This window comes from Streptomyces radicis, from assembly GCF_003626575.1.
In the GTDB taxonomy this organism is placed as follows: Bacteria; Actinomycetota; Actinomycetes; order Streptomycetales; family Streptomycetaceae; genus Streptomyces; species Streptomyces radicis.
The window spans coordinates 285,804-298,010 of record NZ_RBDY01000002.1 but is presented as its reverse complement, the minus strand read 5'-3'; the positions used below and the strand labels follow the sequence as shown (position 1 = coordinate 298,010).

At 69.9% G+C, this 12,207-nt stretch carries 14 protein-coding genes and 1 pseudogene; 7 read left to right on the top strand and 8 right to left on the bottom strand.

Annotated elements, in window-relative coordinates; genetic code table 11:
* The first annotated feature begins 122 nt into the window (after positions 1–122).
* Together D7318_RS04280 and D7318_RS04275 are read left to right on the top strand one after the other, a co-directional pair.
* The gene (locus tag D7318_RS04280; RefSeq protein WP_120695473.1) at positions 123–917 is read left to right on the top strand and encodes a class I SAM-dependent methyltransferase; all 795 of its coding nucleotides are present in this window, start codon (positions 123–125) and stop codon (positions 915–917) included.
* A gap of 86 nt (positions 918–1,003) precedes the next feature.
* A complete protein-coding gene (locus tag D7318_RS04275) occupies positions 1,004–1,828 on the top strand; it encodes a protein kinase family protein (RefSeq protein ID WP_230423339.1) in 825 nt (274 codons plus the stop codon).
* Between the two features lie 43 nt (positions 1,829–1,871).
* Here D7318_RS04275 and D7318_RS04270 read toward each other — a convergent pair whose 3' ends face one another.
* The gene (locus tag D7318_RS04270; RefSeq protein ID WP_147437617.1) at positions 1,872–2,156 is read right to left on the bottom strand and encodes a Rossmann-fold NAD(P)-binding domain-containing protein; all 285 of its coding nucleotides are present in this window, start codon (positions 2,154–2,156) and stop codon (positions 1,872–1,874) included.
* A gap of 385 nt (positions 2,157–2,541) precedes the next feature.
* On the opposite strand from D7318_RS04270, the gene D7318_RS04265 reads away from it, so the two are divergent.
* From D7318_RS04265 to D7318_RS04255, 3 genes are all read left to right on the top strand, one after another.
* A complete protein-coding gene (locus D7318_RS04265) occupies positions 2,542–4,083 on the top strand; it encodes a helix-turn-helix domain-containing protein (RefSeq protein WP_120695471.1) in 1,542 nt (513 codons plus the stop codon).
* A gap of 116 nt (positions 4,084–4,199) precedes the next feature.
* On the top strand, positions 4,200–5,027 hold the full coding sequence (locus tag D7318_RS04260) for an aminoglycoside phosphotransferase family protein (RefSeq protein ID WP_183091292.1): 828 nt from the start codon (positions 4,200–4,202) through the stop codon (positions 5,025–5,027).
* Between the two features lie 152 nt (positions 5,028–5,179).
* Positions 5,180–5,926, top strand: coding sequence for an AAA family ATPase (locus tag D7318_RS04255; RefSeq protein WP_120695470.1), 747 nt, complete (start codon positions 5,180–5,182; stop codon positions 5,924–5,926).
* 115 nt (positions 5,927–6,041) lie between these two features.
* Here D7318_RS04255 and tgmC read toward each other — a convergent pair whose 3' ends face one another.
* The 6 genes and pseudogenes from tgmC to D7318_RS04225 form a co-directional block, all read right to left on the bottom strand.
* The gene (gene tgmC, locus D7318_RS04250; RefSeq protein ID WP_230423337.1) at positions 6,042–7,160 is read right to left on the bottom strand and encodes an ATP-grasp peptide maturase system methyltransferase; all 1,119 of its coding nucleotides are present in this window, start codon (positions 7,158–7,160) and stop codon (positions 6,042–6,044) included.
* Positions 7,153–8,097, bottom strand: a complete 945-nt coding sequence (gene tgmB / locus D7318_RS04245) for an ATP-grasp ribosomal peptide maturase (protein WP_329604552.1) — start codon at positions 8,095–8,097, stop codon at positions 7,153–7,155. Before tgmB ends, tgmC begins: the two co-directional genes overlap by 8 nt.
* A gap of 18 nt (positions 8,098–8,115) precedes the next feature.
* Positions 8,116–8,265 (bottom strand): annotated as a pseudogene (gene tgmA / locus D7318_RS33675) (putative ATP-grasp-modified RiPP); the annotation flags it as partial.
* A gap of 257 nt (positions 8,266–8,522) precedes the next feature.
* Entirely contained in the window at positions 8,523–8,717 is a 195-nt protein-coding gene (locus D7318_RS04235; RefSeq protein WP_183091293.1) for a DUF397 domain-containing protein, read from the bottom strand.
* Positions 8,718–9,208: 491 nt separating this feature from the next.
* Positions 9,209–9,403, bottom strand: a complete 195-nt coding sequence (locus D7318_RS04230) for a DUF397 domain-containing protein (RefSeq protein ID WP_120695468.1) — start codon at positions 9,401–9,403, stop codon at positions 9,209–9,211.
* Positions 9,384–10,244: a helix-turn-helix domain-containing protein gene (locus D7318_RS04225; protein ID WP_120695467.1), complete on the bottom strand. Its 861-nt coding sequence runs from the start codon at positions 10,242–10,244 to the stop codon at positions 9,384–9,386. The genes D7318_RS04230 and D7318_RS04225 overlap by 20 nt, the downstream gene beginning before the upstream one ends.
* Before the next feature lie 305 nt (positions 10,245–10,549).
* Between D7318_RS04225 and D7318_RS04215 the strand changes: the two genes are divergently transcribed.
* Together D7318_RS04215 and D7318_RS04210 are read left to right on the top strand one after the other, a co-directional pair.
* Positions 10,550–10,987: a hypothetical protein gene (locus D7318_RS04215; protein ID WP_147437616.1), complete on the top strand. Its 438-nt coding sequence runs from the start codon at positions 10,550–10,552 to the stop codon at positions 10,985–10,987.
* Positions 10,984–11,607, top strand: a complete 624-nt coding sequence (locus tag D7318_RS04210) for a hypothetical protein (RefSeq protein WP_230423336.1) — start codon at positions 10,984–10,986, stop codon at positions 11,605–11,607. Before D7318_RS04215 ends, D7318_RS04210 begins: the two co-directional genes overlap by 4 nt.
* Positions 11,608–11,616: 9 nt before the next feature.
* Here D7318_RS04210 and D7318_RS04205 read toward each other — a convergent pair whose 3' ends face one another.
* On the bottom strand, positions 11,617–11,955 hold the full coding sequence (locus D7318_RS04205; RefSeq protein WP_120695465.1) for a MazG-like family protein: 339 nt from the start codon (positions 11,953–11,955) through the stop codon (positions 11,617–11,619).
* Positions 11,956–12,207: the final 252 nt, after the last annotated feature.

The following is a 12,207-nucleotide window of genomic DNA, read 5'->3' as shown; positions in this document are numbered from 1 at the left end:
GTATATCCGACCCCCTGTATACCCCGGCCGACCGGTGCCGGTCAAATACCCCCGGGGGGTATAGAGAACACGCGTCCGCGCGCCTCCTCCGGGGCACGGGCGTTCTGCACCAAGCTGCCCCTATGCAGAGCAACCGCCGCAAACTGACCGTCGACCGCGCGAGCGTCGTGCACAAGGCCCGTTACGCGGCCAGGAATCCGCGCCGCGTCGCGCCGTTCCTGCGCCGCACCGCCAGGGACACCTGGCTGCGGCTGAGGCACCCGGGGGACCACGTGGCCTACTACCGCGCCGTGATGGCCTCCGACGCGGGCCGCGACCCGGACTTCGCGGTCGGCAGCGCCACCCGCAAGCGGTGGCTTGCCCTCGGCCGCATGCAGTTCGACTACCTCAGGGGGCACGGGCTGCGCCCCGACCACCGGATGCTGGAGATCGGCTGCGGCAACCTCCGCGCGGGCTGGCGCTTCATCGAGTACCTCGACACCGGGCACTACTACGGCATCGACATCTCGCCCGACATCCTGGTCAGCGCGAAGAAGACGCTGGTCACCTACGAGTTGCAGGACAAGCTGCCGTATCTCACGCCGACGCGCGACCTGACGTTCGACTTCCTCCCCGAGGCGCACTTCGACGTGGTGCACGCGCACAGCGTGTTCTCGCACTCCCCGCCGCACGTCATCGACCAGTGCCTGGCCCACGTCGGCCGGATCCTGGCCCCCGACGGCTTCTTCGACTTCACCTTCGACCGCACGGAGGGCCGCGAACACCACGTGCTGCGCGAGGACTTCTACTACCGCACGGAAACGCTTGTCTCCCTGGCGGAACGCCACGGCCTGCACGCGGAGTTCATGGACGACTGGGAACAACTTCCCCACGGCCAGTCGAAACTCCGCGTCACGGCACCACACGAGGAGGCATGACGGCGCGCCCGTACCACCAGGTGATCCCCCGGTGACGCCGTGCCGGAGTACCATCCGGCGCGCTTTCGGCGGGAGGTGGGCGGCGCGTGGGTGGTGGTCCCCAGGAACTCACCGAGGACATCCGGCTGTTGCTGCGGCCGCGGGCCAGTCGTCCGGTGATGGATCGGCGTGGCTCGTCCGTCTGGCGGGTCACCGACGACGAGGGCGGCCGACATGCCGTGAAGCTGGGCTATGCCGCCGCGCCCACCCATGCCTGGACCGCACTCGCACCGGCCAGGGAAGCCGCCGTTCTCCGCCACCTCGGGCGCGAGGGCGTGCACTGGGGTGACTGGGAGCGCGGCACATGGAGCGTGCAGCCGTGGCGGGAAGGCGAAAGCCTCTGGAGCCGGTGGGAGGGCCACCGGAGCGGCGACCGCGGCACGGACGCGCAGGTGGCCGAGGCCCGCTCGTGCGCCGGGGCGCTCGCGGAGCTGCACGACGCGGGCTGGGTGCACGGTGACGTGCAGCCGCACCACTTCATCATCGGCGGGCGGCGCACCCACCTGATCGATCTCGGCCTGGCGCGCGGGGGCGACATTCCCCCGGCTCATGACTTCCCGTTCCGCGGCTGCCTGGTCATGTACGAGAGCCCCGAGATCTCCCGGAGTGTCCTCGCGCACGGTCACGCGGTCCCCACCCGGGAGGGCGACGTCTTCGCGCTCGGCGCGAGCCTCTTCATCAGCGTGACCGGGCTCAGGGCGGTGGACTTCCCGCCCGACGCCGCACGCGACGAGCAGCGGCGGGTGATCGCACGGGGGCGGCACCGGGAGGTCACGATCCCCGGGGTGCTGGGCGGGCTCATCGAGGCCATGCTGAGCCCCGCCCCCGTCGATCGGCCGACGCTCGCCGAGGTGTGCCGGGCGTTGGCCTGACAACGCGGCCCCGCGCGCGCGGCGTTCAGGCGGGCTCGGACGTTCAGGTGGCCTTGGTCAGGGTCATGGACCTGTCCCACAGGGCCGCGGCCAGGTCGCGGTCGTTCGCCTGCTTGTTGGCCCGGGCGACCTTGCGGCGCACGACGTACTCGCCCGAGGGGAAGTCGGCGTCCCGCGCGCTCTTCGCGAGGTGGACCAGGGTGTCGGCGCCCTCCTCCGGGCTGCGGAGGTTGAGGAACGGGCGGATCACGGGCCAGTGGGCCCACCGCAGCGCGGCGCCCGGGTTCGTCGCGAAGCTGGTCCGGATGTTCCCGGGGTTGAACGCCACGGCCGCCAACCCCTCGGCGCCGTAACGGCGGTCCAGCTCCTTGGCGTGCAGGATCCGCGCCGCGCCGCCTCGACGCGGACCCCCACGGCGCGGACCCCCACGGCGCGGCCGATCCCCGCCCGACAGCACGAGGAGCGGCTACCACTTCAGAGGCAACCACAGGGCCGACGCGGTGCTCGACGGCTCGGAGTTCGTGCTCGGCACCCTGACGCACACGGCGCTCCTGGAGGACGCCGACGGCTCCATGGTGTCGGCGTTCCCGTACAGCGGCTGACGACGTCGGTGCGCGCCCCGGCCGGACCGGGTCAATTCGGTGTCGGCCCCGGGCCCACCGGTGGCAGGATGGAGGCGCCACCACCCACGAGGCGTGCCACGGGGAGGGACCATGGCGATCGGGGCCATCGACGCACAGCGCCGGTCGGCCGACCGGCTCGCGCATCTCGGACGGCTCGACGAGCTTCTGCACCACCTCAGGCGGCAGGCGTCCCGGTCCGCCGAGGCGGATGTCCAGGAGGTGCTCGACTGGCTGCGCCGCCGGATCGGCGTGGACGTCGCGCTGGTCGTCGGCGCCGGGACCGTGGAGGCGGCCACCGCGGGCTTCCCCCGCGACATCCTGGGCCCCGAGGGTCCCACCTCGCTCCTCGCACGCCTGGCCCGCGGCTCCGTGGCCGCCGCCGCCACACAGGTCGGCGAGGTCCGATTACGCCTCGAGGCCCTCGGCCCCGGAGCCCCGCACCCGGTGCTGGTCGTGGCAGGCCCGCGCCAGGTGACGCGGGAAGCGGCCTCGCTGATCTCGCACACCGGCAGCGTCCTCGATGTCCTGCGCCGCGTCAGGAGGGCCGACGCCACCGCGCGCGGCTACGACCGCAAGGCGCTCCAGCTGCGTTTCGCCGTGTTCCAGGCCCTGATGGCGGGGGATCCGGTGCTGGCCCGCAGCATGACCGTCGGGGCCGTCCCGCCGCTGCTCGACGCCGACCGCGTGCGCGTCCACCTCCTGTACTGCGGGCCCGACAACCGCGAACGGATCGCGGCGACCTACCAGGACGCCCGCGGCTACCACGGACCTGGCCTGTTGGTGCCCTGCCCCGTCTTCAACGGGCACCTCATCTGCCCCATCGCCGAGGACCCGAACGCGCCCGACGCCACCCGCCAGGCGGAGCTGCTGCGCCGCCTGGTCCGCGACAACCCCCGCTACGCCCTCGGCATCAGCGACGCGCACGCGCTGCGCGCGACGGCCGACGCCTACGGGCAGGCCGTCCACGCCCTGGCCGTCGCCCGCCACACCCCAGGCCGTGTGCTCACCTACCGAGGCCGGACGCCGTTGGCCCGCGTCCTGCCCCGCCCGCAGGCCCTCGCCTGGGCCGCCGCCTTCCTGCGGCCCCTGGCCGCCGCGCCGAAGACCACGGTCGACCTCACGCGTCTCGCCGTGTCGTTCCACCACACCGGCGTGGCCCGCTTGCGGGGCGTCAGCCGCAACACCGTCACCGCCCACGTCCAACGCGTCGAGGCGCTCCTCGGCCTCGACCTGCGCGACGTCCGCTCCCGCGCCGCCCTCGACCTGGCCCTCTCCCTGGCCGACCCCGGCGACGACGCGGCGGCGGACCGGCGGCAGGCCCCCACGCTCGACGCGCTGCTGCGCACCCCGGCGGCCACGGCCTGGGCCCGGGCGTTCCTCGGCCCCTTGCGGGACGTCGGCAGGGCGCACACCACGGCCCGCACCTGGATCGAGGCCAACGCCGACGCCCAGCGGACCGCTCGGCGCCTCGGCGTCAGCCGCAACACCGTCCGCTCCCACCTGCGCACCGCCGAGCGCCTCCTCAACCGCGACCTCCTCACCACCCGCGCCGGTCTCCACGACCTCGTCCACGCCCTGCACGCCCTCCGCGCCATCGACGCCATCGACGCCATCGACGAGCCGCCCGCCTGACAAGGGCGTTGCGCGAACCCGGGTCCCATGGCAGCGTTCGGGCGGTGGTTGCACCCCCACCCGCGTGCCTGGCGTGGGCTATCGACGTATGGCGACCTGACGCCACGGTGACAGGTGTGCGCGATCTCCATGAGGGCCAGGGCCCATGGCTGATCGAGGCCACCGCGCACGGTTCGACGGACCACGCCGTCCTCAGAGTGGAGTCACCGGGCAAGCCCGCCGACTACCTGCGGATCGAGGCGGCGGCGCTGACCCGGGCCGCGCGTCACGGAGCCGGGGCACCGCGACCGATCGGCATCGACGACCGGCGGCACACCGGTCAGGTCGCCACGCTCCAGACGGTGCTGGCCGGGCGCACCGTGGCGTCGCAGCCGTACGACGGCGAACGCCTCAGGTCCGTCGGCGAACAACTCGCCCGGATCCATCGGCTCCGGGTGGATCCAGGGCCCGATCTCCCGGAACGCCGACGCCCGTTGGAGCCCGACGGCGGCTACACCGAGGAGAAGCGGCGCGGCGCCGAGCACCCGACCCGGCGCTCCAGGGACGGCGCGCGCCTGCTGGCGCACGCCGAGCGCGAGTTGGCCCGGCACCCACGGCCCGACGGCGAGCGCGGCCTGGTCCACGGCGACACCTGGCTCGGGAACATCATGTCCGACGGCGTTCGCGTCACGGGCCTGATCGACTGGGGCTGCGCGGGCGTCGGGCATCCGGGCATCGACCTCGGCCATGCCAGGCTCAGCGCGGCGTTCGGCTACGGCCTTGACGCGGCCGACGACATCCTCACCGGCTGGCGAAGGGAAACCGGCCTCGGGGCCCCCGCCCTGCCGTACTGGGATGTGATCGCCGCGCTCGAGACCGCCCCGGACATGGGCAAGGGCACCGATGTCCGCGACGCGTTCCTGCGCAGGGCCTTGGCCGCCCTCGGCCAGGTCCCGTCCGGTTGATCACGGTGGCGCGCACCCTTCGGGCCTGCTCCGGCCGCCGCTGTCGTCGTTCGCTGCGGGCTCGTCGAGCTCATGGGACGGGTCCCGAGGCGCAGCGCCGTCATGCTGGCCCACGGGCGCTGGTTGCCAGCCCGACTACGACGAGGAGGATCGTGTTCGTCGACCGCGTTCGTGTGCCGGAGGGGTTGCTGCCGGAGGGCGCCGAGCGGGAGCGTTGGCCGTTCAACGTGCCAGGGGTGGCCGAAGTGGTCGCGCAGGGGCTGGCGTTCGGCCGCCCGGTCACGTTTCTGGTCGGGGAGAACGGCTCAGGGAAGTCCACGCTGGCCGAGGCGATCGCGGAGAGCTTCTCGCTCGACGCGTACGGGGGCAGGCTCGGCGCGTTGCGGGGGCGCCCGGATCGGGTGCGCACGCCGTTGGGTGAGGTCCTGCGCGCGGACACGACGGTTGCCGGGGCCCGGATGCTGGCGGGGCCGCGTCGCAGGAAGAAGGGCTTCTTCCTGCGGGCCGAGACGGCGTTCCAGATGACGGAGAACCTGGGCGGGGTGCCGGGGTACTGGGAGCAGGACACCAGCGCCATGAGCCATGGCGAGGGCTTCCTCACGATGTTCGAGGCGATGTTCGCCGCGCCCGGCTTCTACGTCATGGACGAGCCGGAGGCGGCGCTTTCGTTCACGTCTTCGCTCCGCCTGGTCGCGTTGCTGTACGAGCTGGGCCGGACCGGATCACAGGTTGTCTGCGCCACCCACTCTCCGGTCCTGGCCAGCACCCCGGGCGCCGAGATCATCGAGCTGGGCGAGCACGGGCTCCGGCGCGCGGAGTGGCACGACCTCGAACTGACCGACCACTGGCGCCGCTTCCTGGCGGAGCCGAACGCCTACCTCCGCCACATCACGTCGTGACCGCGCGGTCCGCGCGCAACGGCCGTAGCTGACGCCCGCGAGGGGGAGTGGCGGCGGCAGCGAGCGGAAGTCTCGGCGACCACCCGAACCTGGTGCGGCCGCTGAGGAGGCACGCCTACCAGGTGAGGCGTTGCCCCTCCGGCCCGACGTGCAGCCGTAGGCGCTCGGCGGGCGGCATGTCGGCCTCGCGCCATCGGATGATCTGGTCCGTGATTGCGTCCCAGAGCCGGGCGGGACCCCCCTGCCGGACCTTCCATTGCCCGCCGTCTTGGAATGTGGCGGCCCACGCTCCGGCTTCCACGTCGATCACCACGTATTCGTTTCTCCCCTTTCGCGGCATCGTGAACTGCTGGGCTCGTGGCGCTGCGAACTGTGCGACGAATCGTGCTGTCCAGTCATCCAGCACGTCGCCCCCGATGTTTGCGGGCATGGCTTCCGCCGAATCGAAGTCGGGCAGCATTCCCAGCGCGGGGGGCTGGTGAGGCCGCGCGAGCATGAACGAGACGTGCCCGCCCAGAACCGGGCCGCTTGCCGTTCCGTCTTCCGCCACGGTCAGTCGTACGAGTTCGGAAGCGTTCATCCATCCGCAGACTGTGACCAGGATTTCGCCCCTGGGGCGATTCTGGGTGATCCATTCATGCGGGACCGTGTGAACTCCGCACGTGGCGATGACGCGGTCATATGGACCGCTGTCCTTGTGCCCCGCCAGTCCGTCACCGACTACAAGGTCAGGCCAGTAGTTCAAGCTGCCGAGAGCCGCGCGAGCGCGAGAGGAAACGTCGGCGTCGATTTCGATTGACGTCACGTTGTCGTCGCCGACCACATGGGAGAGAAGGGCAGTCGAATAGCCTGTTCCCGTGCCGATTTCGAGAACCCTTGTCCCTTCAGAGGCCTTCAGCGCTTCGAGCATGCGCACCACGAGCCCTGGCAGAGTGGACGATGAAGAGGGGCGATGGGCAATGCGCCCTTCAACCTGGCGCGGGAAGACAGACTCGGCTACTTGCGTAACCAACGTGTCATCCTCGTACACGCGCCTGAGCCCTTCGGGCCCGTCAGCAAATGCGGGGCGATACCAGCCCACGTCCTCGTACTCGTACCACCCGTCGGACAGGAAAGCCTCACGGGGCACGGCCACAACGGCAGCTTTCCATTCAGGGCTTCGTAGCGATCCGGCTTCCGAGAGGCGCCGTGCGAGGTCTGCGCGTAGCCCTTCGGAAGAAACGTCGTCAGTCACTTGTACTCTCTCCGTTCTCCAACAGGTCAGCGACAGCCGCTGTGAGGGGAAGCCCGGCCGCATCTTCGAGCCACGCCCATTGCCCATTGGGGTTGCATTCGAGGAACCACCAGGTTTCGTCTGTGGACAGCGCAAAGTCGAACGCGCCGAAGTTGAGTCCGAAATCAGCGAGGAAGAGCAGGAGTGCTCGCCGAATCTCGTCCGGGCAGGGGATCGGCTCATACCTCAGATTCCGGTATTCAGCGCGCCAGTCCACCACACCGGGCGGTGCGGTGATCCTGGCGCAGAAAACCCGTTCGCCCACGACAATCGCGCGCACGTCGGAAGTCTTGGGAACCAGCGCTTGAAACAGGTGGGCGCAGTGGCTCACAGCGTTGTTCAATTCCTCAGGAGCAACCGGGGCAGCCCAGATACCGGCAGGCTCCCCTTCGATTTGGTAGGCGCCAGCGTGCAATGGCTTGTAGATGGTCACCTGTTCTGAGGCAAAGGACTTGGCTTCCGCTGGATCGCTCGTGATGAGCGTGGCGGGAACCCTGAGCCCTTGGCGGGTCGCTGACGCCAACTGCGCGGGTTTGTACTCAGCGCGGGCAATTGCGAGCGGATGGCTCAGATAGAGGCAACCAGGAAGGGCGGCCAACACTCCGCCGAGTCCGCGCCGGTTCTCCTGAGCGATGAACCGTGCTGCCTGATCATCCCCATTCGGGGTGTAGCTGCTTGGACGACGGTGGTACAGGGCACGTACATGTGCGAGATCTGCCGATCGTTCGCCCACCGTGAGCCGTCCGCTCCAACCGTCATGCCCGATTCGAGCGGAGAGCGCAGCGAGGCCAGGGAAATCACGGCCGGGGTCAAAACGTAGAACGGGCACCCGGCGACGGTTCAGTTCCGCGATGACCACATCGGCGGTCGGGTCCTCGAATCCGGTGGAAACCAGCACCGGGCGCCTGTTCATCTGTTACGGCTGCCCTTCGTCCTGCTCGGCATCATGCCCAGTGTCGGCGTCCATCTTGCCGTCTTTCCCAACCTGGGTGGCTGGATAGGTGTTGACCGACGTTCCGTGCTTACCGAGCTCTGCGGGCCTGGGAAGCCCGTCACTTCCGACCCACCGGCCAGTCTGTTACCAGGGCACCAATCTGCCCGTTGGTCGTGTCCCGAGCGAGGATGCCAACCTTCGGCGCTCTGGCACTCGCTGTGGACCCTCGGCCACATGACGTCGTGACCGCGCGCCTGTGTGGGTGGGGCGGCTACGACGCCTGGCCTACGTGGCCCGCGCTCTGCCGGGTGCGTCGCCACGTGCGGCCAGGGCAGGCCCGAAGGGTGTGCGTCACCTCAGCCGATCGCCGCACATCGGCCGCCGCAGAGTCAGTTCTTGGTCATGTCGATGAACGCGCGCCACGCGTTGTGGCCGATCGTGATCACCGGCCCCGTGCCGCGCTGCTTCGTGTCCCGGACCGGTATGGCGTCGGGCACGCCGTCGCGGACCTCGACGCATTCGCCGCCCTGGGCAGTGCTGTAGGAAGACGTGCGCCAACCGCTGTCAGTTGCTTCTCGCCGCATCGCGATCTCTCCGTCTCTCCGTCCGAGCGTGGTCCGGGTGTTCGCGGGGCGCAAGACCGCAGCTCCGCCCGTCGGGGTTTATGTCCCGCTTACGCGAGGACGGGTGCTCTTCTGAAACGGGGCACGCTTTGTGTTGAACAGAACGTGCGCCGTTTCAAAAGGGCATGTGCCCCGGCGTAAGGGGCGGATAAGCACGGCCCGCTACCTGAGCTCAACGGGCGCGAGGAATGAAAACGCCACGTGCGGCCAGGGCAGGCCCGAAGGGTGCGCGCCACCGCAACCGACCACCGGCAGATCGGCCGCCAACTATCCTTCGCGGCTGCGCCCGTTCGGCGAACGGCCCCCGCCACCCACAGACCGACCGGTGACCGCGACGACCGCCACCCACCACCCTCCCTCCCGTAGGTGCCTCTTACGTGCATTCGTACGAGACGGAACGTCGGGGTGCGGCGGGCCACGTAGGCCAGGCGTCGTAGCCGCCGCAGGGTCGGTCAGTCCTTGGCCATGTCGATGAACGCCCGCCACGCGTCGTGGCCGATCGTGATCACCGGCCCCGTGCCGCGCTGCTTCGTGTCCCGGACCGGTACGGCGCCGGGTACCCCGTCGCGGACCTCCACACAGTCGCCGCCCTGCGGGCTGCTGTAGGAGGAGGTGCGCCAACGGCTTTCAGTTGCTCCCCGCTGCATCTCGATACTCCCTCTCGATCTTTTCCACGAGCCTCAGAGACTCACCGGTACCAAGCGACTCCATGCGCAGCCGGTCGAAGGCCCTTGATGCATAGGTTACTTGTTGAGGTGAGTCGCTCATCTGTCCACCTGCGATGGTGTCCGAGTAGAGCGTGGTCCCGCCGTCCCGAAACCGCAAGGCAGTAAACGGCACGATGGCGGGGAGGCAACCTGCCCCGAACGGCAGGATCTGAAGGGTCACACGAGGCGTCCGGGCGGCCTCAGCCAACCGCGCCATCTGGTCCCGCATGACAGCGGCGTCTCCGATGACGGTGCGCAGCGCCGATTCGTGCAGTACGACCCAGAGCATGGGGGGTACGTCCCGGGTCAGGATCGTCTTCCGCGCCATCCGCTTGGCGACTCTCTGCCGGACTTCCTCGGCGCCGGGCTGCGGGTCGTCGACCCGAAAGATCGCTTCGGCGTAGGACTCGGTCTGTAGCAGCCCGGGGATGACGTTGAGCGAGTAGATCAGCATCTCGACCGCGCTGCCCTCCATCTTGGCGTAGGGCGCGAACCAGCTGGGGTGGCCGCGTTCCACGATGCGTTGGCGTAGGCGTTCGAACATGCCTGGTGTTCCGAATACCACATCGCATTTCCGTGCGAATTCGACGGAGGGGATGATCACACCCCCCTCAACCTTGCAGACATACGACTTCGAGTAGCCCGTTGCCTTCCCGAGCTGCACCTGCGACAGCTTGCGGCCCTCGCGGGCCACGCGCACCTCGCCGCCCAGGTATTCGAGATCATTCAACCCCTCGCTCGGTGACTCCCTGTCGGGCCCGGTGACCTGGAGATTCGCCATTCTGTTCGCTCCCACTCCCTGGTGACACGTTGAACCACGCTGGTTCTCCCCACCTCAACGCCCTTTCAATCTGCTTCCCTTGGGGCCCCGCGACAAGCGACTCGAGGAGGTTCCCTTGACGAACTCGCCCCGGCAGGACGCGGAAAGCGCGATGCGCGAATTGAGGGCTGCGTTGGAGGCCAGCGGAATCGCGTTTCCCATTCTGCGACTTCATGCGTGTGTGCCCGATGCGCCGCTTGTCGAGTTGGGCCGGATCAGGCCCGAGACGGCGCGGGCGCTCACCCGGGCGTTGGTCGGAGGGCCGAGTGGCGATGATCGTGTTCGCGGCTGAGCCGTCGCCCGTTGACCGGGCGTTGCTGCATCGTGACCGGTTGCGTGACCATCTGGCCGCGCGGGCGCTTCCGGCGCATCGGGTGCAGGTGATGGAGACGACGGAGGGGCGGGTGAGCGTGACGCTGGATCTGCCGGTGGAGGTCGCGGCGTTCGTCGCGGACCGGCTGGCGGCGCTGGTGTACGAGCCGGATCCGGGGACGTTGCTCTACAGCCCGGCCGCCGACGTGGTGGGGGCGGTGGCGCGGCGGGAGAGCGCGCACGCGGTGCGGTTGCGGGCGGTTGCCGGTCCTGACCGTGAGTGGTCGCACTGGCTGACCGATCTGCGTCCCGCCCGGCTGGGCGAGGTGTGCTCGGTCATGGAGAGGCCGACAGGGAAGCTGACAGGGAAGGTTCACCGGCTCACATCATGACCGAGACGATCACTTGGGGGCCGAAGGCCCTGCCCGTGCCGTACGCCGCCGCGTGGACGGGTGAAAGCACCCGCGTGGCCGTGGCGTTGGCCGTGCGGCCCGGCGGGAACGGGCTGGGATATCGCGACGAGGTGCCGGGTGACCGCGACCGGCATGGGGTGCTGTGGACGCGGATGGACGCCGAACCCGGTGCGGGGAGGCCGGACTTCAGGGCGCTGCACCCGGCCCGTCAGCGGCGGACGATGCTGGAGCGGCTGTGTCAGGTGTGCGGTGGTCCGGCCGACCGGACGTCGCGGGGGTGGCTGTTCCTGGTGCAGCGCGCCGAGGTCGCGGACTTCGGGGACGTGGAGGGGCTGCTGTCGACGAAGCCGCCGGTGTGTCGTCCGTGTGCGGCGCTGGCGGTTCGGCACTGTCCGCATCTGACCGATCCGTTGCTGATCCGCTCGCGCAAGCCGCGCACGTGGGGGGTGTTCGGGGGGTTCTTCACCCCCGACCCGGACAGCGACGGCATCGTCCCGCACCCGGAGGACCATCACCTCCCCTACGGCCACCCGGACGCGAGGTGGTTCCTTGCCGCCCAGCTGGTCATCGAGCTCACCCGCTGCACCGTCGAAAGCTGACGCGCGGGTTCACACGATCGCCGTCGGCCCCGCCGCGTCAAGGGAACGCTCGGCGACGCGGTTGAGGTGGTACTCGAAAACCTTCCGCGCGTCCGGGTTGATGGTCGCCAGCGACACCATGCTCGCGAGGATGACGTCGCACAGCTCCTTCTCCACATCGCCCCAGGTGTGGCTGGCGCCCTTCCGCGGATTCGAGCCCATGGCGCCGTGAATGGCCTCGGCGACCTCCCCCGCCTCCTCCTGGATCTTCAGCACGCGCAACAGACGTGTCAGCTCCGGGGAGTTGGTGTTGTGGGCGTCGAGCCATTCCACGAGGCGCGCGATCGTGGTCCAGGTCGCCGAGTCCATGTGCTCACCGATCCGCGATGGGGGTGGGGCACCGGCCGTCAGAAGAGAGTTTCCGCGGCTGGCGTGACGGACGGGTCGGACACTACCAAGGGGTCGGCGACGGGAAGGCGGAGTGCGGCCCGGCGCCCGCGCGCCGCGCTTCACCGTTGATCACGAGGGCGCTGGTCGGGTGCCCGCAGAGCGTGGACACGGGCTTTCTGGACGCTGGACGACGCTGGTTGCCTTGGAGACGACAGGCAACCGCGCCAAGCA